Origin of the sequence: Halocatena marina (assembly GCF_023276375.1) — an archaeon.
GTDB classification, from domain to species: domain Archaea; phylum Halobacteriota; class Halobacteria; order Halobacteriales; family Haloarculaceae; genus Halocatena; species Halocatena marina.
The window spans coordinates 1,233,537-1,256,118 of sequence record NZ_JALLPK010000001.1 but is presented as its reverse complement, the minus strand read 5'-3'; the positions used below and the strand labels follow the sequence as shown (position 1 = coordinate 1,256,118).

Genomic DNA, 22,582 nt, shown 5'->3' with positions numbered 1-22,582 from the left:
TCACCAGAGTGACACTAATCCAACAGTAATATGTTGCAGATTACGGTTATTACGATCCAGTTTCTGTTTTTGTACCACTACTCGGACTCATGCAGCAATCGAAGACTCCAGTCGGTTACGTATTCGATGAATTCGTGAAGCCGCGATGGCAACAATTTGCAGTCGGTGTTGGTCTGCTCATTGCAGCAGTGTTTCTCCAACGAATCCCTGCACTCATTATCGGTCGTACCCTCGATGTGCTCCTTTTGGGGAGCCATCGATACACGCTCCCACTCGTTCCCGTATCGTGGCTTCCCAAGACAGAAAGTGGCCAAGCAATACTCACAATAAGCGTACTCGGTGCTGCTATCATTACAGAGAGCACCGCAAAATGGTACGGGAGCCTCGTTTACGAGAAGATCTCACTGCAAACACTGCACGAGATTCGGACGGACGTTTTCGCTACCGCAGCGGCACTACCGATTACCTATCACGACGACCGGGACCACGGCGACATTGTAAGCGTCGTTAACGACGATGTTGATACGCTTGCTGATCTGTTCGCAGGCGGCCGCGATGGCCTGCTGTACGGCGGGGGCCTCGTGAGTGCGTTCACGTTTATGATGGTACTCAATTGGCAGCTCGCAGTGCTACTGCTGGCGGTACCAGTCGTACTCGTGGTTACCGCCAGAGTGTATGCATCGCTGCTTGAACCGCGGTACGACGCCGTTCGAGAGAGCATTGGTGCCGTGAACGTTCAGATTCAGGACGCGATCCAGGGGCTGGCCACGGTGAAAGCGTTTGCCGGCGAACCCACCGAACGTGCTCGGGTTGAAGCTGTCTCGAACTCCTACAAGGAGTCGATGTGGTCGACAATCCGGCTCCGGATTGCGTACAACGGCATCTCGTGGTTTTGTGGAACGGTCGGTATCTGGGGGTTGTTTCTTCTCGGCGGTTACTGGATACTCGCCGGGCCACCGCTGTTTTTCACGGTCGAACTGTCTGCAGGCAACCTACTGACGTTCCTCATCTACGCAGAGTCGTTCCTTGATCCGACTCGCCGACTCGCTGTTCACGTCGTCGATAAAGTTGAGAGCGGTCAGGCGGCCGCCCGCCGCGTCGTCGCTATACACCAGCACGACACCCCGGATGTCGATAATCTGTCGGAGCTCACCGGGACTGGATCTGTCGAATACGACGACGTCAGTTTCACATACAAAAACACAGGAGACTACAATCAGGAGAACAGCGAAACACTTACCAATGTCTCATTTACTGCTGAATCGGGTGAGTTCATCGGGATCGTTGGCTCGACTGGCGCTGGCAAGTCCACTCTGATGCAGTTGTTGTTTCGGTTCTATGAGCCGGACGCGGGTACAGTTCGTATCGACGGCCACGATATCACAGCCGCTGATGCCGCGAATCTCCGAGAGTATATCGGATACGTCAGTCAGGACCCATTCCTGTTTCCCAGTACCGTCGCGGAGAACATCGCGTATGGCGACCAGAACCCGGACCGAGAGACGGTGATCGCCGCAGCGAACGATGCAGATGCCCACGAATTCATTACTACTCTTCCTACAGAGTACGATACCGCTGTCGGCGAACGCGGCACGAATCTCTCAGGCGGTCAGCGCCAACGAATTGCCATCGCCCGTGCACTCTACCACGACCCCGAGATACTCGTCTTCGACGAAGCAACAAGCCATGTCGACAACGAAACTGAAGCCGCCATCCAGCAGCGTCTCGCTACGTCTGCGGGTGACCGGACGATTTTTGCCATCGCGCATCGGCTCTCCACGGTCCGGACTGCTGATCGCATCCTCGTGCTTGACGATGGTGAGATCGTCGAACGCGGCACTCACGACGACCTCGTCGCTGCGGACGGCATCTACGCGGATCTCTGGCGTGTTCAGATAGGGACCGTCGCTACCGCTAACGACGGTACGAACAGCCGCACCGAAACGGAGCTGATCGAATGATGGATGAAGCGGCCGCAGATCTCACAAACGATGCGTCCACCGACTACCCGTTATTGGAATTGGTACGGCAGTACGGTCGCGCAGATAGTCACTATCTGATGGGTGCAGTCGGATCCGCCGCTGTGAAGTCGTTCATCGGGTTTGCGGATGTCTTTCTCATCGGAATCGCTATTGATGCGCTGTTCAACGATCAGCCCCTCGCTTTACCGTTGCTTCCCGACGCGTGGATACCAACAGCCACGGAACCGCTTCTGACGCTCGTATTCGTCGGCACCTTGGTGATCGCCGTAAACGCTGTGACTGTCTTCGGTGGCGCTCTCGCAGAGTTCAGCTTCGGCGTGTTCGCCCAGAGGATACTCCATCGTATCCGTGTGCACGCCTTCGATGCAGCCCAGCACCGCAGGCTCGACTACTTCGATGCCCACCGGACAGGCGACGTGATGAGTGCATTGAACGACGACATCAATCAACTCGAATCGTTCTTTGCGGTGTTGATCAGTGCCACCGTTTGGATCGTCGTTACTCTCGTCGCGGCGATCGTTTATATGTCAGTGCTGAACTGGCAGCTTGCGGTCTTCGTGCTGCTATCCGGGCCGTTTATCGCCGTTCTCAACAGCTGGTTCTCGCGGCGAATCGAACCGCTTCAGGATGGCGTCCGACGTGAACGCGGCGCGTTGAACGCGCTCCTCGAAACCAGCCTCGACGGTATCGGCGTCGTAAAGGCGTTTACTGGTGAGGCTCACGAATACGACCGCGTCGAATCCGCCTCGCGGGATCACGTTCGAGCGCGCTTTCGAAGCCGGCGCTTGGCAGTCCGGCAGGCACCCTTAAATCGCCTCGTCGCAGGAATGTGGCTGCTTGCGACGCTTGCAATCGGTGTCTACTGGATTCTTGTCGGGCCGCCAGTCCTATTCACAGGATCGCTAACCACGGGGGAACTTGTACCATTCCTGTTCTACATGGAGCGCATCACGCTGCCGCTGAAGAATCTTAGTGGCGTCATCGACGGCTATACGTCCGCGAAAGCGGCAGCAAAACGCATCGACGGTGTCACGGACGGCGAAAGTGAAGGTGAATGTGAAATTGCAGATGACACCTCGAACAACGGTTTCACGGTCGAAAACGGTCACGTCTGTTTCGAGAATGTGACGTTCCACTACTCGAATGGTGCACAGCCAGCAATCGAGAGTGTGAGCTTCGCTGTCGAATCAGGCGAGACAGTCGGGGTCGTTGGTGCGACTGGTGCTGGAAAATCGACAGCCGTGAAGCTCTTACTCGGGCTGTACGATTCCGATGACGGTACGATCACTATTGACGGCGAAGACATCCGTAACGTTCCGGTACGGTGTCTCCGGAGTGCCATCGGATACGTGAATCAAGACGCATTCCTGTTCAACGACACCGTCAGGTACAATATCGCGTACGGTGCTGATGGCGCTGTGTCCGACGAACAGGTCCGTGAGGCAGCACGACTGGCTGGCGTCCACGACGACATCACGGAGCTACTCAGAGGCTACGACACTGAGGTCGGCGAACGTGGCACGAGTCTCTCGGGCGGGCAACGCCAACGGATCGCTATCGCGCGCGCTGTGGTCGACGATCCTGAAATCTTGATCCTCGATGAGGCGACCAGCCACGTCGATACAAAGACCGAACGCATCATTCAAGACCAGCTCAGCGACCTCGTTGCGGATCGCACGACGTGTGTGATCGCACACCGACTATCGACAGTACGGACGGCCGATCGTATTCTCGTGCTCGACGATGGTGAGATCGTCGAACGTGGCACGCACGAAGAACTCCTCGAATACGACGGTACGTACGCCACTCTCTGGAACGTCCAGATTGGAATAGCCGACGCGTCTACTGCTTGATCGTCGGTCAAGTACATCGCGTTGCACAAGAGCACTGGCCGTCGTTTCAAGTAATCCATATTGGCCATTTGAGGGGATGAAGCATCTCTCAGAGGACGTCACTCGACGTTCAGAGTTTCGAGAGTAGAACAAACGAGAATGCAGACGAATTCGCGTACAAAACAAGCGAGATCAGGAGCGTGCATAACCAGCATAGCAAAATTTATTCAGCGAAGTTTCATCGTCTCGGTCGTGTCTCACGAACATCGATCATCGGGAGAGGGGAGTGAACTGTCGGCTTCGGTTGGACCGGTGGGCCTCGCCACAGCAACCGATCGTCCTAACTGTGGATCTGACGATCGAGTATTACTACAGACGTTAGATGACAGAGGCATCGACGTATCGCCGGTGGTATGGAGCGATACGTCTCTCGCATGGGACGCATACGAGTTGATTGTGATCCGATCGTGTTGGGACTACCATCGTCGGCCAGACGCCTTTCGCTCTTGGATCGATTCGCTTGCTTCACTCGGTGTTGAACTCTGGAATCCGCCAGCGACGGTCCAATGGAACCTCAAAAAAAACCTATCTAAAAGAGCTTGCTTCGGATGGTGTTCGCGCTGTTCCGACGGCTGTGATCGAACAGGATTCACCACGGCAGTTAGAGACCGTCTTGCGAGACAATGGGTGGACGGAGGCAGTTTTGAAACCAGCGATCGCCGGGACTGCGTACCTAACGTCACGCGTCTCTCTCGAATCCGCAACACGAGATCAGCCACAACTCAACGAGATCATTACTCATTCCGATGCGCTCGTTCAGCCATTCATCCCCGAAATCAAAACAGCCGGGGAGTGGTCTCTCATCTTCATCGGTGGACAGTTCAGTCACAGCATCATCAAGCACGTGTCTGACGATTTCCGCGTTCAATCGGAGTTCGGTGGAACTGTTATCTTGAAACCAGCACCGAAACGATTCATCGACGAGGCTAGTCGTATTATTGATGACATCAGACACGACACACACTACGCCCGCGTCGATGGTGTTGTGGTTGATGGTGAGTTCACACTCATGGAACTAGAACTCATCGAACCGGAACTGTTCTTCAGACAGTGTCCGAGTGCGACAGAGCACTTTGCAGATCTCGTAATCGATGCACTTGAGCGTTGATTCCCGCTCTGGTAGCGATAGCCGGACCGAATCGGAAAGGCGAAATTTCCAGTACACCGTCTAAGACAACCAATTCAATCTTCAGAATGCCTTAATTTCGAGAGACAGTGCGAATTTCGTTAGACCCGATACCGTCACTCAAATGAATGACCATTGTCTGGTATTTCTAACAAATTCAGTATATTTTCGCCCAAGATCTTCTGTTTAGTAGTATCAGAGATCTCAGCGTTGATTACTCGTGATTTTTCGACTGTAGGATGGAAGTACGGTGCGTTTGTCCCAAAGAGCACCCGTTCAGGACCGACCGTCTCAACGAGATCCTCGATGAAATCTCGCCGATACACGCCCGAGAGTTCGAAATACGTGTTCGTCGTCGTTTCTGCGAGTTCGAATGCGTCTGTCAAGCTCAGTCCACTGATGTCAAGCTGTGCGCCGTGAGTGAGTATCATCGGAACATCCGGAAACTGTTGTGCGATCTCCCGAACCGACAGCGCGTGTGAAACGCCGGGATAGCCTGCATGGATCCATACTGGTGCAGTGTAGCTGGCTGCGATTTCAAGAAGAGGGGGGACGTTTGGTGAGGTAATCGAGACGGTTTCTTCCCATGGATGGAGTTTGAAGCCATAAAGGTTGTACTCCGACAGCGCCCGCTCTGCGTGTTCAACACTGTCGTCAACTCGTGGATCGACACGACCGATCCCATAGCATGTCGCTCTCTCTTGTAATCGCGCGGCTAAGCGAGCGTTCGCTCGATCAAAGTCGAACGACGGTGGTTTAAGCGGTGCAACGACTGCTCCATCGATAGCTGCGGCTGCAAGATTCTCCGTGAGGCGTTCGACTGTCGGTGAAAACTCGAAGTCGTCGTACACCGATGGCCCGACATTTGCGTTCGCATCAATGATCATGAGGACTCTCCTCCGTTCTCGATGTCTAAATCAAGGAGATTGGCAATGTTCCGAGCGAGGATCAGTTCGCGTTGTTCGTCTGTCAGATCGAGGACACGAATTTTTTCGAGTTCGACGTGCGGATTGGCCGCTGGCTGGTCACTGCCGTAGATCACTCGGTCGGCACCCAACTGATCGACTGCCTCCTGAATGATCCGTGGATATGGGAGCGCAGAGGTCTCAAGGATAATATTCTCATGCTCAGCTGCCACGGCAACCGCTTCGCGGGCGTTGAAGAACCCACCAACGTGTCCCATGATGAGCGTTGCCTCCGTTTTGCGCGCTGCTTCACCAATCTGGCGAGGGAGACACAGTATTCGATCACCCGAGTGAAACAGCACGGGGACATCGAGTCGAGCAGCTGTCTCCAACAGTTCGACGTTGAACTCCGAATAGGGATTTGAGAGATTGCTGACTGGATGGAGCTTCAAACCCTTCATGCCGTACTCGGTGATTGCCTGTTCGAAAATCTCAATTGCCTCATCACCGTACCGTGGGTCCATCCGTGGAAAGCCGATGAATCGATCCCGATGGTCGTCGACGTACTCCCGTAGTCGTTCGACGCCGTCCTCTGGACCCGGCGTATCGGCGTACGTAGTGACGACGGCCGTATCGATACCAGCCGCGTCCATCAACCGAAGGAGCGTGGATGGCGTGTCTTTCCAACCGAATGATTCCACTTCGTCGAGATGGGCGTGTGCATCAATGATCATGGTAAGATTCTACGAACGCGTTCGAATTATAAGGATAGGTCATACTCGAAATTTCCAAGGAGATCGGCGCAGCGACAGGATAAGGAACAGTATGTGTTATCACGCAACAGACCTCGCTTAGCGTATCGATTCCCAATCGGGAAGCGCGCGTGCAACGAACGCTCCGGTACCGGGATCACCAACCAACTCGCCGTCCTCGACGATGCACGTCCCCCGAACGTACGTCTGTTGCACTGCTCCAGTCACTTCACGACCGTCATAGATGCTGAAATCTGCCTTCGATGCACCCTCATCGCCCGAAATGCGCATCGTCTTGTCCGGATCAAAGACGACAATGTCTGCATCCGTTCCCGGAGCAAGCGTTCCTTTCCCGGTCAGACCAAATATCTTCGCTGGGGCAGTACTCATCACTCGTACGAGGAAGGGATACCCAAAGCCGCGCTTGTTCACTGCTTCGTCGTGAAAAACGGGAACACTCTCTTGAAGGCTTCCTGCTCCGTACGGACTGTCCCACCAGTCAACCTGCTTGCTTTCGCTCGAATGCGGTGCATGATCCGTCGAAACAACATCGAGTGTCCCAGTCCGAAGATACTCGAACATCGCTTCAATGTCATCCGGTTTCCGGATTGGTGGTGCAATGAGCGGGAGGTTTCCCTGTGTTTCGTACACAGCGTCATCGAGCGTCGTGTAGTGCGTACACGTCTCTGCCCGCACCTGACTCCCGTCGTTTCGGAATCGATCGATAACGGCGGCGGATTTTCGACAGGAAGTGTGGACGCCGTAGTACTTCGCACCGGTTTCAAATGCCATCCTGAGAACATTCTCGACAGCCATTGCTTCAGCGAAATCCGGCCGTGACTGTGGATACCACGTTGATTCGTTCCGACCCGTTGTTTTGAACGCTTCAATTAATGTTTCACATACTGAGTTGTCCTCCGTGTGGAAGACACCGACAGCGTCGAGGTTGGCTATTTCCTCCAATATTTTGTATATGAAACCGTTAGAGATTCTGAAATCGTACGCGGTGAACATTTTGAACGACGTGACACCCATTTCGACCGCTGTCGCGAGTTCCTCCAGAACGTCCTCTGTTTCGATGGTGATCCCTCCGTGGAGACTGTAATCGACGTAGGCGTTCTCAGCTTTCTCCTGCTTGCGCTCGATTCCAGCGGTCAGCGGTCGTGGGGAGTTCTCCAACGAATTATCTTCAGTCTGCCATGCAAAATCAATGACCGTCGTGATACCACCGCTGGCGGCAGCGGCGGTCGCCGTTTCGTACGTATCGATCGACGCTGAATCGTCGATATGGACGTGGGGATCGACGAATCCCGGCATTACGAGACATCCAGAGACATCGACAACCGTCCTCGCTGGGGGGAGCGACTCAGAGGATCCAATTGCGGCAATCGTTCCATCGCGTATCGCAACGTCAGCATCGAAGGTTCGAGTGTCCGTCACGACAGTTCCACCAGAGAGGATGGTATCGACAGTCATTGGTGTAGTTCGGTCGTTTCCGTTATCGTCGCTTGTTCGGTCACTGCACCCATGAGAACGTTCGCACCGACCACTACGTCCTCCCATTCGGTGTACTCACCCTCGGTGTGGCTAACGCCATCGACACTTGGTATGAATATCATACTCGTCGGACAGACGGTGTTGAGATAGTTTGCATCGTGTCCCGCACCACTGACCATACGCATATACTCTGCATCGACGGCTTTAGCTGCTCGCTCAACCGTCTTGACACAATCCGCATCGAATGGATCAGCATCGACGCGCATGATCTCTTCACAAGACCAACTGACATCTTCGCGCTCTGCGGCACACCGAATCTCGGTCCGAATGCGTTCGACAGCCTGATCGACTGTTTCGTTGTCGTATGATCGCAGATCAACGGTGAACTCGACCTGTTCCGGAATGACATTGATGGAGTTCGGGTAGACATCGACCGATCCGACGGTTCCGACTAAATCAGACCCTCCGCTCGCGGTAAGCCGTCGGACTGCGGTGATGATATCGCTCGTTGCGACGAGTGCATCGTGTCGGAGATGCATTGGTGTCGGTCCAGCGTGGTCTGCTTTTCCACCGAAGCGGGCGTCAAGCCAAGAAAAGCCGTAGACTCCTTCGACGACACCGACACTCAAATCCTGTTCATCCAAATACGGCCCTTGCTCGACGTGAAGCTCAAAGTAACAGTGAATATCACGTGGTTCACAGGGATGCTCTCCTCGGTAGCCGATTCGCTCTAACTCGTCTCCGAATGTGTTTCCATCACTGTCCTCACGGGAATAGGCGTATTCGAGATCAAAAACGCCGGTGAAGACCCCACTGCCAAGCATGTCCGGTTGAAATCGAACACCCTCCTCGTTGCTCCACGCAACGATTTCGAGTGGCCGATCCGTCTCTACACCGGCGTCGTTGAGCGATTCGATTACTTCGAGCGCGCCAAGAACACCGACGACGCCGTCATAGCGCCCACCGTTGTACTGACTATCAATATGAGAGCCAAAGAGTACTGGTGAAGCGTCCGTTGTGCTCCCGTCTCTGCGTCCGAAAATATTCCCCATCTCATCGATGGTGACGGTCAATCCAGCATCCTCAAACCATTCAACGATCTGTTGTCGTGCTAATTTATTCGCGTCCGAGAGAGAAGGACGATTCACCCCACTGCGATCAGTTTCCCCAATCTGGCTGAATACCTCGAAACGACTCTGAAATCGCTCACTACTTACAACAACGTCCATGTCATGCTATACTGGTTTCCCGCTCTTTTTATTGAATAGCCTTCCATGGTAGGTGGTGCCACTTTTGTAGCGTGTAAACCAACCACACACATGGTCGGGTCTCTTGAATTTCAGAATGCAACAGTTGTTGATGGGACAGGTCGTCCACCCTATGCTGCGACCGTGCGTATTGAGGACGGTACTATCGATCGTATTGATGAAACAGGAGTTGGAGCAGACCGGGTTATCGACCTCGATGGGGCGTATCTCACGCCTGGATTCATCGATATGCACGCTCACTCGGAGCTCCGCCTGTTTGATTATCCAACTGCACCAGAGAAACTCACCCAAGGCGTAACTCTCGAAGTTCTCGGGCAAGACGGCGTTAGTGTCGCCCCTGTTCCCGAAGCGCTCAAAGAAGAGTGGGGAAAACGCGTACAGACGCTTTTGGGAACGAAAGACGACTGGTCGTGGACATCTGTTGGATCGTTTCTCGACGAACTAGATGCTGCAACACCAGCAGTTAATTGTGCTTACTATGCACCCCATGGGAACCTTCGTTCGACAGTCGCCGATTTCGAAACGCGCGAACTCGATCGTTCGGAAATAGACACGGTGTGTGAAGAACTACTGACTGCCATCGACGAGGGCGCATTCGCCATGTCGAAAGGGATGATCTACCCACCCAGTTCCTACGGTCGTGACGATGAATTCATCGAACTGGCACAAACGCTTGGAACACGCAACTCGTTCATGGTTTCACACGTTTGGAACGAAACGGACTACGTCGTCGAATCAATCGAGCGCTATCTGGATATCTGTGAAAACGGCGGGTGTCAGCCACACGTCTCTCATCTGAAAGTCGGTGGACGAGCCAACTGGGGGGCGTCGAAAGAGATCCTCGAACTGTTCGATGCTGCCAATGAGCGCGGTGTAACGGTCACGTTCGATCAGTATCCGTACACTGCCGGTTCGACAATGCTCACCGCATTGTTACCACCGTGGGCACGTGAGGGGAATGCATCCGAGATTCACGCCCGGCTGAACGATCCCGAGATGCGTTCGAAAATCCGAGCAGATATCGAATCTGATGGCGAATGGGAGAACCTCGCCCGAGCAGCAGGAACCTGGGAGAACATTCTCATCACTCACACGGCGAGTGGCACAGCCATCGGGGAAACAGTCGATGCGATTGCAACACGACGGGACGTCGATCCGATTGCTGCGATGTGTGACTTGCTCGTCGAAGAATCCCTCGATGTGACGATGGCAGATTTCATCATGACAGAAGAGGATATCGAGCGATTCCTCGCTGACACACGTGGAACGATCTGCTCGGACGGGATCTTCGGCGGGAAGCCACATCCCCGCGCGATCGGCACGTTCGCTCGAATTCTCGAACGGTACGTCGAAGATCGCGCCGTGTTCCCGATCGAGACGGCAGTGTATAAGGCATCTGGCCACGCGGCGGCAATCCTCGGACTCTCAGATCGAGGCCGCATTGCGGAAGGGTACTGTGCTGATCTCGTAGCGTTCGATCTCGATACGGTACGGGAGAACGGCACGTATCAGAACCCATTGCAGTTAGCCGATGGGATGAACTATGTCCTCGTCAATGGAACGATTGCTGTTGAAGCGGGACAACCAACGGGCAAGAGTGCCGGAGAAGTGCTCCGATCGACTGAGGCGTGGAATGGTCAGTCTCGTCCACGGATCGAACAAGACGGTGTGTAAATTGTGTGTGAAACGAGTCGAGGAGTACACCCTTGTTTGCTACGACGAGCCGGTATCGCCGTACAGTGTGTCGACAGCTTCGAGATCGGGGCCGATGTACTGAGGTTCACCACTCGCTTTCATTGCACTTTTCGTATCTTTTAATCCGTAGCCCGTGACGACAGCGAGCACCGTTTCGTCCGGTTCGATGATACCCTGATCGAGTGCCTTTCGGACACCTGCGATCGGAGTCGCCCCTGCGGGTTCGGCGTAGATTCCCTCTGTAGTTCCCAGCGTTTTCTCTGCGGCGAGAATTTCTTCGTCAGTGACGAGGAGTGATGTCCCGTCGCTTTCTTCGAGCGCTTTACAGGCTTTGACTGTGTTCCGTGGTCGGCCGACAGAGATACTGTCTGCGACTGTTTTTGCAACGTCGTCGATGTCGTCGTGAGAGTGGAACGTGTCGTGGATTGCGCTTGCTCCTGTTGCTTGGACACCGAGCATCTTCGGTGTCTCGTCGACAAAGCCAAGATCGTAGAACTCACGAAATCCCTTCCAGCCACCGTAGATTGTACATCCATCACCCATCGAGAAAACGAGCCAATCTGGAACGTCGCCTTTCGTTTGCTCTGCGAGTTCGAGCCCGACGGTTCGTTTTCCTTCGACCTGGAACGGATTGACCGCCGCATTTCGGTTATACCAGCCGAACGCCTCTGTGACGTCCATGCTTAGATCGTATGCCTCGTCGTAGCTTCCATCCACAGCGAGGACGTCTGCACCGTACACAAGTGGCTGTGCAAGCTTTTCCTCGGGGGCTGCGTCAGGAACGAAGATTCGACACGGCAGTCCTGCACGAGCTGCATAGCCAGCCAGAGATGCGGCTGCGTTGCCTGTCGAGGCACACGTTATGACGTCTTGACCAAGGTAGGCAGCCTTAGTAACTGAGACACTCGTTGCACGATCTTTCAATACACCGGTGGGATTTCGCCCATCGTCTTTTATCCGGATATCGACCCCCAACTCATCGCTCAGATTCGGCGTGACGAACAGATCAGTGCCGCCCTCGTTTAATGTGACGGCAGGCGCGTCGTCATTGATCGGGAGGAAGGCACGGTATTTCCATTGGCTCTCGATAACACCATCGAGTGGTTCGTCGAATCGGTCGTTAATGAGATCGTAGTCGTACTGTACTTCAAGGATGCCTGCAACGCCCTCGTGGTTCGGACAGGTATAGATGATTTGGTCGGGAGCATACGTCTCACCGCAAAGGGTGCACTCGAGGGAAGTGACATGTTCCATTACCATGCAGAAGAATGCACTTCCGTCGCCCAATAACCTAGCACCTTCCATGGGAGGTAGCTAGTGAACACGGTCGGACGCTACCACTCAATCAATAGTATGCACGAAAACGGGGTCGGCTGAGAGGAGTGTGTGATCCAGTTATCTCAGGCCCACCAGTTTTTCACGAAGGCTTTGCTGTCGATGATGACTGGGGAGACGAACTTCAGTAGGATACCACCGAAGATGACACCGGGGATGGTGTTACCAATCCACCAGCCAACCCACACGATCGGCCAAGCTTCGGCTGTGATGAGACCGAACGTCAATAGGATGGCAGAGCCCCAGAGCGACCCGACGAAATTCGCTGCGATGACTCCGAAAGCGATGAAGATGATCCAGTCTCGCCTGGTTTTGAGCGATGGGTGCGCATGGAAATGTTTCATTGCCCACGCAGCAAGTCCTGCCTGAACCATGTTCCCGGGGATGTACGCGAGCGACACCGGGAGCGGAGCAGAGCCACTGATTGTGTTCGATATGATCGGGAATACAACACCAGCGATGATTCCCCACGCACCGAACCAAACCGCGCCGACGGCCTGCACTGCCTGCCCCGGCCAGAATGCCGACACAAACCCGATTGGAACGGCTAAGCTCCCAAAGGTACCGACGACGATACCGATACCAATGAAGAGAGCGGTCATTATTACATGAACCGGACCAGACTCCCGGTGTTCACCTTCGTGAACTTTCCAGACCTCGCGCCCATCCGTTGTTGGCCGTTCACTTCCTGAATCCTTGTCCACACCTTTCACGTTTTTAGCCGAACCCATAATCAACACCACGTTTCATGGCAGTAGGTACCACTTGCCAATCATAGTTAATACCTCCACCTCCCATGGAAGGAGATTGTTTATTCACATAAATATAGATATAAATACAAGATCATCACGAGTAACATCAATAGACGGCCTTCATTCCTCTGTATTGGATTTTCATCGATAATTTCGCATGCAATCAATATATGGGCACTAAGAGAGGAACGACCTCCTCCCATGGGAGGTCAAACGTTTATCAATTCAACCCGCTCTATGCCATATGATGACTTCTCACGAGGCGGCGAAAGACAGCGTAAACCTGCCGGTCTCAGACCAAACGGAGGTAGACCAGTCAGGGGATCAACCAACCCAACGGCGCAAGAAAACGTTGTTCGGCTACGTTCCTGCCGAATCATGGGTCTACAGTTTCCACCCGTTGACGCGCCTTTTGATAATGGTCATTTTCGCCTTCCTTCCGCTCGCTGTCCTAACGACCGAACTCAACGTCATGCTTGTCGGAGTATGGCTCGTACTCTTACTGACCGCGAGTGTCTCGCTCCAGCGGCTCAGACTTTTCCTCCCGCTCATCGTCACGATGTTCCTGTTCATGATGGGGACGTATCTGTTCTTCCCGGGGGATACGTCGGGAGCCGTTGCATTTCAAACAGGGTTTGTGACTGGCTATTTCGAGCCGTTGATGTTCGCATTCGCAAACTACTGGCGCATCATTGCCCTCGTCTTCGCCGCCATCTTCTATGCGACCACGAACCGCGAACGGGATATCATCGTTGCACTCCGACAGCTCAATATCTCGTTTGGTGTCGTGTACGTGTTGTCGTTGGCGTTTCGATCGGCGGGGCTCTTTCTCGATGATCTATCGACGATCCGGGAAGCAGAGCACGCAAAGGGTCTGGAAACGGGAGGAATGTCTGTAACGAACCGAGTGAAACACTACGTCATGTACATTGTTCCGCTGTTTACACTCGCTATTCGTCGAATCACACACATAGAGGACGCCCTGTTCGCTCGCGGCTATCACAATTTCGAATTCAGTCTGTTCGAATCTGACCGACCGAACTACCTCCGAACACAGTATCGAATGCGAGTCCGGGATCATCTCGTGATCGCTGGGGCAGTCAGCGTCGCGCTGGTGGTGTTCTATCTTGCATTCTTCGAGGGACAGTTCCGGTATGATCAGGGGATCGTCTACGAATACCTCTGGAGCGTCGTTAAACCATAGTTGGAGTGAATATATGACAAAAACAGTCGAAATTACGAATCTCAACTGGCGATATCTTCATGCAGACGATAATGCCTTAGAAGACATTACGCTGGAGGTGGGAGAAGGTGAGGTGCTGGGCATCGTCGGAGCGAACGAAAACGGAAAAACAACGCTCCTAAAGTCCATCAGTGGGATGATCCCCAAATCAACGGACGGTATCAAAGAGGGAGAGGTTCGCCTCTACGGTACCCTCGTCGAGGAGATGAACGAACGCGAACTAGCAGCAACAGTCGGGTTCGTTTTCTCAGATCCCGAACTCCAGTTCACGATGATGAACGTGCTGGACGAAATCGTCTTTGGCCTCGAAAATCTCCGTCTCGATCTCGATGAAATTGATCGTCGTCTGTTCGCCGCTGCGGAAAAAGTCGGCATCGAGGACCTGCTCGATAAATCCCCGTTGGAGCTCTCGGGAGGACAAAAACAACGGGTCGCTCTTGCGTCGGTCATCGCCATGAAGCCGGATATCTTCGTCTTCGACGAGCCGACCAACATGCTCGATCCTCATGGGAAAGCACAGGTGTTCGAAATTATCAGTGAACTTATTGCCGAAGACAAGACTGTAATCATTGCCGAACACGACATTGAACATCTCGCTCCGCTCGCAGACAGGCTCATCTACATCGATGATGGGAAGATTACACACCGAGCACCGCCACATCAGTTCTTCGAGGAACTTTCTGATGCTGAGCTCGCCAGCTTATTCGCACCGGAAGTGACGCTTTTTGCGCGTCAGCTTCAGTCATCACCAAAAAGTGAGGTCGAAATACCGCTGACGATCGATGAAGCGGTCTCACTCTGTGAGAAACGCATGAAAAAGGAGGAGCAACTATGAAACACGTAGTCGAGACGAACGATCTCCATCTCACATATCCGGATGGAACGAAAGCCCTGAACGGGGTGAATGTTTCTTTCGACGAGGCTGAAATCGTGGGGCTGATCGGACAGAACGGAGCTGGAAAAAGCACGCTCTCGAAGTGCTTGAACGCGACACTCACGCCGACAGAAGGAACAGTATCCGTCGAAGGAATCGACACACGCGAAAAGAGAAGTTCGAACAAAATCGTCGAGAAGGTGGGATACGTGTTCCAAAACCCAGATCATCAGCTATTCAACCGATCAGTTTGGGATGAAATAGCATACGGCCCACGTAATCTTGGAATGCACGACGAAGAAGTTAGCGCACGCGCACAGGAAGCAGCAGCGGTTGCCGGCGTCAGAGACGAGCTGTTCGAAGCGCATCCAAATTCGCTGACCAAGGGGCTACGACAGCGAGTGGCGATTGCTTCGATTTTGGCGATGAAACCCAGTATGATAATCGTCGATGAGCCTACGACTGGTCAAGACGCGAAACAGTCGATCGAGATCATGAACTTCCTTCGGAGGCTCAAAGAGGAAGACAACAGAACGATTGTCATCGTCACTCACATTATCCCAATCGTTCAGCAGTACTGTGATCGTGTTATCTGTCTCAAGCACGGGCGTGAACTGATCGAAGGGACGCCACGGGAGGTGTTCGATCAACCTGACACGCTGTCTGAATCGGCAGTACAGGCCTCACAGATAACGCGATTCAGCTACGAACTCGATAAAGTGGTTCCGAATATTCGTCGACCGTATCTTACAGTCGATGAGGCAGTATGGGATGTTCAGTCAATATCCGGGGGAGAGTAGGGGGGCGATTTCGTATGAGTACAATCCTCGTTCTGAATCCGAACACCTCAGAGCAAATGACCAGTGACATCGAGGTGTCGGCGGAGCGAGCGACGTCTGACCGAACAACAACGATCGTTACACAGCCAGACAGTGGTCCGGAGTCACTCGAATCGTTCTACGAGTACCACCTCGCTACGATTGGTCTACTCGATACCGTCATTGAGTATCGAGATTCTGTCGATGGGGTCGTTATCGCCTGCTATGGTGATCCTGGCCTGTATCCGCTCAAAGAAATATTCGATGTTCCAGTCGTTGGAGTCGCGGAGGCGTCACTGGCGACGGCTACGTTGTTGGGACACCGATTCAGCATTCTCGTTGCTCTCCAGCGAGCGGTCCCAATGATGGAGAATATGGTCCAGTGGTACGGGTTCAGTGATCGACTCGCGTCCGTCGAAACGACCAGTCTCTCGGTCCTCGAATTAGAAGAAAATACTGATCGGACAGTCGATTCGCTATCGAAAGCGGGAGAGCGTGCGAAAAAGGCAGGCGCAGAGGTTCTTATATTAGGATGCTCGGGGATGACTGGACTACAGGAACGACTAGCTAACCGTATGGCGGTTCCGGTCATTGACCCAGTCGAAAATGCGGTTAGAATGACCGCTCTCCTCGCCGAAATGGACCTCACACAGAGCGAGGCGGGACTCTATCAAACACCGCCGGAGAAAGAAGTGCGTGGTGATGTAATAGGGGATCACTCGTTCTGAACATCTCGCATACATCATTCGATTTGGGTGAGAATCTTTGCCTCAGCCTTTCGGAGATGTTCGAGATAGGTTGTTTTCGAGATGCCCAAATCCTCCGCTAGTCCACGGGACGTTGCTCCACGTGGCCAGGAATAATAGCCGTTGTCACGAGCGTGGTTGAAAATTTCTCGTTGACGAGCGGACAGGAGGTTAAGTGCTGGTTGTTCACTCTGTGAGCCATCATAGGTCGAGACTTTGAGAATTTCGATATCGGCATCCATTTCGTCCTCAATAGCGGCGAGTTGTTTCTTTACTCCGTTTCGATCTTGATGTGCAATAACAGTCCATTTTTCGAGTCCGTCATAAATGTGCACTGGCCCATCGTAGACGAAGCCACGGGAGATAAACGATTGATCGATGCTATTTTCCGGGTTGAATTCGACGAATATTTCTCGAGTTGCGTTCCCCGGTGCAGTCACAGACGAACTGCTGATCCCATACCCAAACTTAACCTCCCGAACGGAATTGGTCAGGGGAGATTCTTTTGCCAGCAGAATCAGTTCTTCAATCTCCGAGACAGCGTCTCCATACGCGGTGAATCTTGCTTTCGCTTCGCCGTCACTCGTCGTAATAACTCCGTAGCCGAGTAACCCTGCGTTGGTTTGTTGCGTTACCTGTAATGTCCAGCAGTCCGGATGCCATAGTCGTATCTTCAAACGGAGCATCTCTGAGGACATTTGTTTTGTCATGGTATAACGTAACATCGGTGTCGATGGAGATAGGCATCTAGGGTAGCTAGAAATTTATTCAGAGACAGAACTTTACACCGTTACGAATAACGAGATTGGCCAATTATTATAGGGTTCTTATTTAAGCAAACATAATTAGTAAGGTAATAGCTAACGGATTGGTTGGTCCTGTCGTGGGCAACTAACAGGGGCGCGGAGGCCATAACCCACGATAATCGAAGGCCACTCAATGCGTGTTATCGAGATCTTCACTCAACAGACTAGAGACTATTGCCCACCAAAATTCCCATCGTGAGCACGCTCACTCCTTACGAGGTTGCTGATTCATGGAGTATCTAAAATAATAGTTCAAACTAGAGTAGTGGAGTCTCGAACAGGATGCTCAATCGGCATCTATGGACGAAGATTACTGTAGCAACCCCCGATTATAGAACAGATATCAGATATAGTAGATTAAATAATCGTCTCCCAATCTAACTTCCCTCCGGTGCTCATGGATCGAATGATCTACGCATCAAGAGGTGGCTAATTAACCGTTGACCAATCCTCGGTCATTTGTGCACTATCATTAGCATTTTTCCTGACGTGGATTTTCCTCATCTCATTCAAGAAGAAGTCTAATTACTTCCGTGTGTACCCGTTATTCAACGATACTGAGTTCTCGCATTGAAACGTCCGCGACGATTCGTCTCAAGGGGGACCGGCGGTTCAGTTACAACGCACTCATCGTCGAACGGGAATGTATCCAATATCACAAATCACGTGTAAAACGCGTCCAAGTCGTGGTCATCCTGCCACGCGAATGCGAACAATCGCCGGGCAGGAAGTCGTGAAAGCTTCCGTCCATCGGCAGCGATACCTGTTGTGCCGTTCCACACGACACCGTCGTCGATGAATCTTCCGTCAGTAGTTGATTCGAATGCATAGCCTGAGTTCCGGAATGCGTGAATTCCATCCGATGTTACGAACACGACGACGTCAGTCCCGCCAACCGTTTCGTGGACGACTCCTCCAGCCGATTCAACCCGTGGCAACGGAAATCCGAGTGCGTCATCTCCGATCTCGATTCCGAGCACGACGGTCTTTGGATCGAGATCATCCCGTTGCCACGTCCGACCATCACTTGATCCTCTGTGCGCTCCGAGACCGAATCCATCGCTCGCAAAATATTCCGCATATGGTTTCTTCTCGTACTCGATCGGGGAAGGGGTGTCATCGTCACCCGCTGCTTCGCTCTGTGCCCCATCAACTGGCTGAAGCACGAGTCCATCCGAAGACTGGTTCCGGAACGTCTCCCACGTCGTTATCGTGGCTGGTATAACTGTCAGTCGTTGACCGGCGAACTTACCAGCGATGCAATTTCCAGAGGACTGCTTCCATTCTGACTCGGTTTCCCGATCATACATCACGAGATCGTCGTCGGCTAGCTTTCCACTCACACCGAACGTTACTGTCTGTCGGTCGACGGTTCGCTCGTAGACGATCGCGCTCCCACAGAGTGGACACCACGTCACCGCAACTGGCTCTGCGGTACCACCACGATTGTATTCGTCATTGACAATCTCGTGATAGTCGAGAATGCGAACTGGGTACGCCTTAGGTGGTGTTGAATCGAGAACAATCACATCATCATTGTCGTCACCGAAGTAGTCCGGACCGAAGGTTGGGTCATCGATGCTGGGAATTGCGTCTCGTGGAATGACCTGACGGACGTTCACAGTACTGTTACAATGCGTGTCATATAAAAAAGCACCATTCATGACATTCTAAATACTCGTTGACGTACTCAAGGCGATCGCCACCGGCAGCTAGGCTCCTCACGAAGGCTCTGGTGAACTATTAACATGGCTTGTGATTGCCGGTATAACAATCAGAAAAGCGCATACTCCATTGCGCACTCTTTTCTCAGACGGTGATAACTTCGTAGCCATCATCGACTGCGTCTTTGACACCGAAACAGCACAGGAATCACAGACAGGTGTATCGTCTCGAACAGCTCGATAGAGTTTGTAGTCGTCGCGCCCCTCGTCTTCCAGTTTGGTATCCATCCAGTTCTCGCACCATCGAAGATGAGTTTAGCCTCGTCATCGTCGGTTGCTGCGAACTTCTTTGATGCTTCGAGTCCGTTCACCAGTCGTCCAACGTCGGCGTACGTTCGGTACCGGCTACGATCACAACTGCTTTCGTTATTGTGAGTGCCGCCACGACCGTCATCAAAAAGCACACGCGAACAGATGGGGAACGGTGTTACGGGATCGTCAGCCGATCAATTGGTTAGTGACGATGTTGGTGGTCGCCATCTCCCAGAACGAACTGCCCGGAGAAGGCCCGCTGAATGACCTCGGGGAGCGCCGGATGAACGTGAACGGCGGACTGAATATCTTCCACCGTCCCCGAGCCTGCTTTCATCGCAACCACGACCTCCTGAATGAGTGTCGATGCTGCCGGTCCGATGATGTGACAGCCGAGTATTGATCCATCGAGGTCGATGAGTACCTTCACAAATCCATCAGCCTTCATCGCATCGCCCCGAGCGGTGTCTTCGTATCGATAGGTGTTCGCGGCATACTCGCGATTGGCCGCACGGAGTTCTTCCTCACGAACACCGACACCAGCCACTTCCGGAGAGGCGAAGACGGCAAACGGCATCGCACTGTAATCGACCGGCTGTGGTTCAGTACTAAAAATGTTCTGGACGATTGCTCGAGCCTCGTGGTTAGCGTTGTGCTTCAGTAGGTATTCACCGACGATGTCGCCAAGCGCCCACACATCGTCTGCAGTCGTCTGCAAGTACGCATCGGTTTCGATGAATCCTCGATCGTCCGTTTCGATACCTGCTGTATCGAGGGCCAGCGTATCTGCGTTCGGAACCCGTCCAGCCGCGATCAGCACCTCGTCTCCGGTTACAGTCACGGAATCGCTGTCTACAACGTGCCCATCATCTCGGTAGTCGTACGGCCGTGCCTCCACAGCGACGGTTTCGTCGACCGTCGAGATGGCTGTCACCGCGTGTCCGGTGTGAACAGTGAATCGATCGGCGTACCGATCGGTGAATGCCGCTGCGACCTCCCTGTCGGCAGCTGGGAGGAGCGTTGGTCGCCGACCGATGATCGTCACGTCACTCCCGAACGTTCCGAAGAAGTGTCCGAGTTCTGCAGCGATATACCCACCACCGACGATCACGAGACGATCTGGAGGAGCTTCTAGTTCGAGCGCTTCGGTACTCGTCAGGTAGTCGACAGTCCCGAGGCCGTCAATGTCGGGGCTGGCTGGTCGTGTACCGGCTGCGATGAGAACAGTCTCGGCCTGAAGGTGCGTTCCCTCGTTCTCGCCACCGGAGAGCACAACGGTCTTTTCATCGACGAACCGGCATTCGCTCTCGAACAGTTCGTGCTGGGACGAAGAGCACAGTCCGCGTCGAATTGACGCAGCATCGGCTGCTACCTCCTCGTTGACTTCGCGGACAATTTCTGAGAACGCGACGTCGTTCACCTCCACATCGATGTGGAACTCACTCGCCCGTTCGATCATCTCCAGAACGTCAGCATGGTATAGGAGCATCTTCGAGGGGATGCAACCTCGATTGAGGCACGTTCCACCGAGGGGTCCTTTCTCGACGACAGCGACTGACTGACCCTGGTTTGCTGCCACGTTCGCCACGTCGAGGCCCGAACCAGATCCAATGACGAGAAAATCAAACTCCTCCATGCCTGTCGATAGCCACGCCCGAACAATGAATGATGTCGCTGCAAACAGCAGACTCGAAGTTCGGGACCGGTCTCTGAATTGTCGACTGCATGAACCCCGAGAACTATTATGACGGCGCTGAATGCGTTTGACAATGTCATTTGATTCTGAACCAGTGAGAACAGTCACATTCGATTCGTACAGCACCCTTGTCGATGTCGATGCGGCTGAGGCCGCTCTCGCCGACCGTGTCGACGATCCCGAACCGGTGTCGAAGCTCTGGCGAGCCCGGTCACTGGAGTACACGTTCGTCGCAAACCATATCAATGCATACCAGCCGTTCTACGAACTGAACCGCAATGCCCTCCAATACGCGTTAGACGCACACGGGATGGATCTCTCGTCCGATGAACGTGATGAAATACTGGCTGTGTACCACGAACTCGATGTGTTCGAGGACGTGCGCGATGGAATCGAACGGCTCCGGAGTGGCGGCTACGATTGTTATGTCGTCTCGAACGGAAATCCGGAAATGCTGGCATCGATGGTTGCACACGCCAACATCGACGATCTGATCGAAGACTCAATTAGTGCTGACGAGATTCAGACGTTCAAACCCGATTCCGAACTGTACCGCTACGCTGCTGCTCGAACTGGAACGCCGATCGACGAGATTGCGCACGTGACGGCTGGCTGGTTCGACGTTATGGGCGCAATGCACGCAGGAATGCAAGGTATCTGGGTTGATCGGAAGGGGTCGCCGTGGGAACCGTTCGATGGTGAGCCAGATCTAACAGTGGAGACGTTACACGAGCTGGCCGACGCACTGGGCGTCTAATGATTTGTTGACCACCGTTGAAACACGAGCACGCACTCGAGCGTGCCACGAACACCACCACAGACGACCACAGAGGGCGACAATAAGAATATAAAGCGTGTCTACGACCGGTGGAGTCACCATCCGAGAGGATTCGATCCGCTATATGACGTCGTGTTTCTCGGTCGAGAAGGCGCGTTCCGTCCCGGCGGTCGTGTATTTCCAACAGCTCGTCACGGTGAGTCTGTGCGTCGTCAATCTCGAATTCCGCGTGCTCAATATGTTGGGAGTATGTGTGTTGGTTCGCGGGGCATCGAGACAGAGCAGTTCGTCGCTCGGTGGTGGTAGCTCCGGCGGGATTCCTGTGACCGTTACATCCGAGAAAGCGAGACATCGAGATTTCAGAATGTCTATGATATCGGTCATCGTCTGCTCAAGATCCGACGACCGAATCGGTACTGGTCCACCAATGAGAAGCAAGGC

Annotated in this window: 19 protein-coding genes and 1 pseudogene; 11 read left to right on the top strand and 9 right to left on the bottom strand. The window is 53.4% G+C overall.

Annotated features, from left to right (window positions below; all coding sequences use genetic code 11):
* Positions 1 to 89: 89 nt before the first annotated feature.
* The 4 genes and pseudogenes from MW898_RS05815 (at position 90) to MW898_RS05805 (ending at position 4,982) form a co-directional block, all read left to right on the top strand.
* On the top strand, positions 90 to 1,961 hold the full coding sequence (locus MW898_RS05815; protein WP_248905408.1) for an ABC transporter ATP-binding protein: 1,872 nt from the start codon (positions 90 to 92) through the stop codon (positions 1,959 to 1,961).
* Complete coding sequence (locus tag MW898_RS05810; protein ID WP_248905407.1) at positions 1,958 to 3,835, top strand: ABC transporter ATP-binding protein; 1,878 nt, start codon at positions 1,958 to 1,960, stop codon at positions 3,833 to 3,835. Before MW898_RS05815 ends, MW898_RS05810 begins: the two co-directional genes overlap by 4 nt.
* 138 nt (positions 3,836 to 3,973) lie before the next feature.
* Positions 3,974 to 4,303, top strand: a pseudogene (locus tag MW898_RS26555) (DcsG N-terminal domain-containing protein); the annotation flags it as partial.
* 43 nt (positions 4,304 to 4,346) lie between these two features.
* On the top strand, positions 4,347 to 4,982 hold the full coding sequence (locus MW898_RS05805; protein WP_248905406.1) for an ATP-grasp domain-containing protein: 636 nt from the start codon (positions 4,347 to 4,349) through the stop codon (positions 4,980 to 4,982).
* Positions 4,983 to 5,116: 134 nt separating this feature from the next.
* On the opposite strand, the gene MW898_RS05800 is transcribed toward MW898_RS05805, so the two are convergent.
* From MW898_RS05800 to MW898_RS05785, 4 genes are all read right to left on the bottom strand, one after another.
* Positions 5,117 to 5,887: an amidohydrolase family protein gene (locus MW898_RS05800; RefSeq protein ID WP_248905404.1), complete on the bottom strand. Its 771-nt coding sequence runs from the start codon at positions 5,885 to 5,887 to the stop codon at positions 5,117 to 5,119.
* Positions 5,884 to 6,639 carry an amidohydrolase family protein gene (locus MW898_RS05795; RefSeq protein WP_248905403.1) on the bottom strand — a complete coding sequence of 252 codons (756 nt, stop codon included), beginning with the start codon at positions 6,637 to 6,639 and terminating at the stop codon, positions 5,884 to 5,886. The genes MW898_RS05800 and MW898_RS05795 overlap by 4 nt, the downstream gene beginning before the upstream one ends.
* A gap of 117 nt (positions 6,640 to 6,756) precedes the next feature.
* Positions 6,757 to 8,133 carry a dihydroorotase gene (locus MW898_RS05790; RefSeq protein WP_248905402.1) on the bottom strand — a complete coding sequence of 459 codons (1,377 nt, stop codon included), beginning with the start codon at positions 8,131 to 8,133 and terminating at the stop codon, positions 6,757 to 6,759.
* Positions 8,130 to 9,383 carry a Zn-dependent hydrolase gene (locus tag MW898_RS05785; RefSeq protein ID WP_248905401.1) on the bottom strand — a complete coding sequence of 418 codons (1,254 nt, stop codon included), beginning with the start codon at positions 9,381 to 9,383 and terminating at the stop codon, positions 8,130 to 8,132. Before MW898_RS05785 ends, MW898_RS05790 begins: the two co-directional genes overlap by 4 nt.
* A gap of 90 nt (positions 9,384 to 9,473) precedes the next feature.
* Here MW898_RS05785 and MW898_RS05780 point away from each other — a divergent pair, with 90 nt between their 5' ends.
* Positions 9,474 to 11,096, top strand: coding sequence for an N-acyl-D-amino-acid deacylase family protein (locus MW898_RS05780; protein ID WP_248905400.1), 1,623 nt, complete (start codon positions 9,474 to 9,476; stop codon positions 11,094 to 11,096).
* Positions 11,097 to 11,135: 39 nt separating this feature from the next.
* Here MW898_RS05780 and thrC read toward each other — a convergent pair whose 3' ends face one another.
* Together thrC and MW898_RS05770 are read right to left on the bottom strand one after the other, a co-directional pair.
* Positions 11,136 to 12,377 carry a threonine synthase gene (gene thrC / locus MW898_RS05775; RefSeq protein ID WP_248905399.1) on the bottom strand — a complete coding sequence of 414 codons (1,242 nt, stop codon included), beginning with the start codon at positions 12,375 to 12,377 and terminating at the stop codon, positions 11,136 to 11,138.
* Between the two features lie 140 nt (positions 12,378 to 12,517).
* Positions 12,518 to 13,183 carry an MASE1 domain-containing protein gene (locus MW898_RS05770; RefSeq protein ID WP_248905398.1) on the bottom strand — a complete coding sequence of 222 codons (666 nt, stop codon included), beginning with the start codon at positions 13,181 to 13,183 and terminating at the stop codon, positions 12,518 to 12,520.
* Positions 13,184 to 13,451: 268 nt separating this feature from the next.
* Here MW898_RS05770 and MW898_RS05765 point away from each other — a divergent pair, with 268 nt between their 5' ends.
* Genes MW898_RS05765 through MW898_RS05750 form a run of 4 tightly spaced genes read left to right on the top strand, consistent with a single transcriptional unit; the run spans position 13,452 to position 16,867 of the window.
* Entirely contained in the window at positions 13,452 to 14,408 is a 957-nt protein-coding gene (locus tag MW898_RS05765) for an energy-coupling factor transporter transmembrane component T family protein (RefSeq protein ID WP_248905397.1), read from the top strand.
* A gap of 13 nt (positions 14,409 to 14,421) precedes the next feature.
* Positions 14,422 to 15,282 carry an energy-coupling factor ABC transporter ATP-binding protein gene (locus MW898_RS05760; protein ID WP_248905396.1) on the top strand — a complete coding sequence of 287 codons (861 nt, stop codon included), beginning with the start codon at positions 14,422 to 14,424 and terminating at the stop codon, positions 15,280 to 15,282.
* Complete coding sequence (locus MW898_RS05755) at positions 15,279 to 16,121, top strand: energy-coupling factor ABC transporter ATP-binding protein (RefSeq protein WP_248905395.1); 843 nt, start codon at positions 15,279 to 15,281, stop codon at positions 16,119 to 16,121. The genes MW898_RS05760 and MW898_RS05755 overlap by 4 nt, the downstream gene beginning before the upstream one ends.
* Before the next feature lie 14 nt (positions 16,122 to 16,135).
* Positions 16,136 to 16,867, top strand: a complete 732-nt coding sequence (locus tag MW898_RS05750) for an aspartate/glutamate racemase family protein (protein ID WP_248905394.1) — start codon at positions 16,136 to 16,138, stop codon at positions 16,865 to 16,867.
* 14 nt (positions 16,868 to 16,881) lie between these two features.
* On the opposite strand, the gene MW898_RS05745 is transcribed toward MW898_RS05750, so the two are convergent.
* The 3 genes from MW898_RS05745 to MW898_RS05735 all read right to left on the bottom strand — a co-directional run bounded on the left by MW898_RS05745 (position 16,882) and on the right by MW898_RS05735 (position 21,303).
* Positions 16,882 to 17,595 carry a helix-turn-helix domain-containing protein gene (locus MW898_RS05745; RefSeq protein WP_248905393.1) on the bottom strand — a complete coding sequence of 238 codons (714 nt, stop codon included), beginning with the start codon at positions 17,593 to 17,595 and terminating at the stop codon, positions 16,882 to 16,884.
* Positions 17,596 to 18,353: 758 nt separating this feature from the next.
* Positions 18,354 to 19,313 carry a DUF3179 domain-containing protein gene (locus tag MW898_RS05740; protein WP_248905392.1) on the bottom strand — a complete coding sequence of 320 codons (960 nt, stop codon included), beginning with the start codon at positions 19,311 to 19,313 and terminating at the stop codon, positions 18,354 to 18,356.
* Between the two features lie 556 nt (positions 19,314 to 19,869).
* Positions 19,870 to 21,303, bottom strand: a complete 1,434-nt coding sequence (locus MW898_RS05735; RefSeq protein WP_248905391.1) for a dihydrolipoyl dehydrogenase — start codon at positions 21,301 to 21,303, stop codon at positions 19,870 to 19,872.
* Positions 21,304 to 21,436: 133 nt separating this feature from the next.
* Here MW898_RS05735 and MW898_RS05730 point away from each other — a divergent pair, with 133 nt between their 5' ends.
* Positions 21,437 to 22,120 (top strand): haloacid dehalogenase type II, encoded by a 684-nt coding sequence (locus MW898_RS05730; protein WP_248905390.1) that lies wholly within the window; start codon positions 21,437 to 21,439, stop codon positions 22,118 to 22,120.
* Between the two features lie 42 nt (positions 22,121 to 22,162).
* Complete coding sequence (locus MW898_RS05725; RefSeq protein WP_248905389.1) at positions 22,163 to 22,447, top strand: hypothetical protein; 285 nt, start codon at positions 22,163 to 22,165, stop codon at positions 22,445 to 22,447.
* Positions 22,448 to 22,582 lie beyond the last annotated feature (135 nt).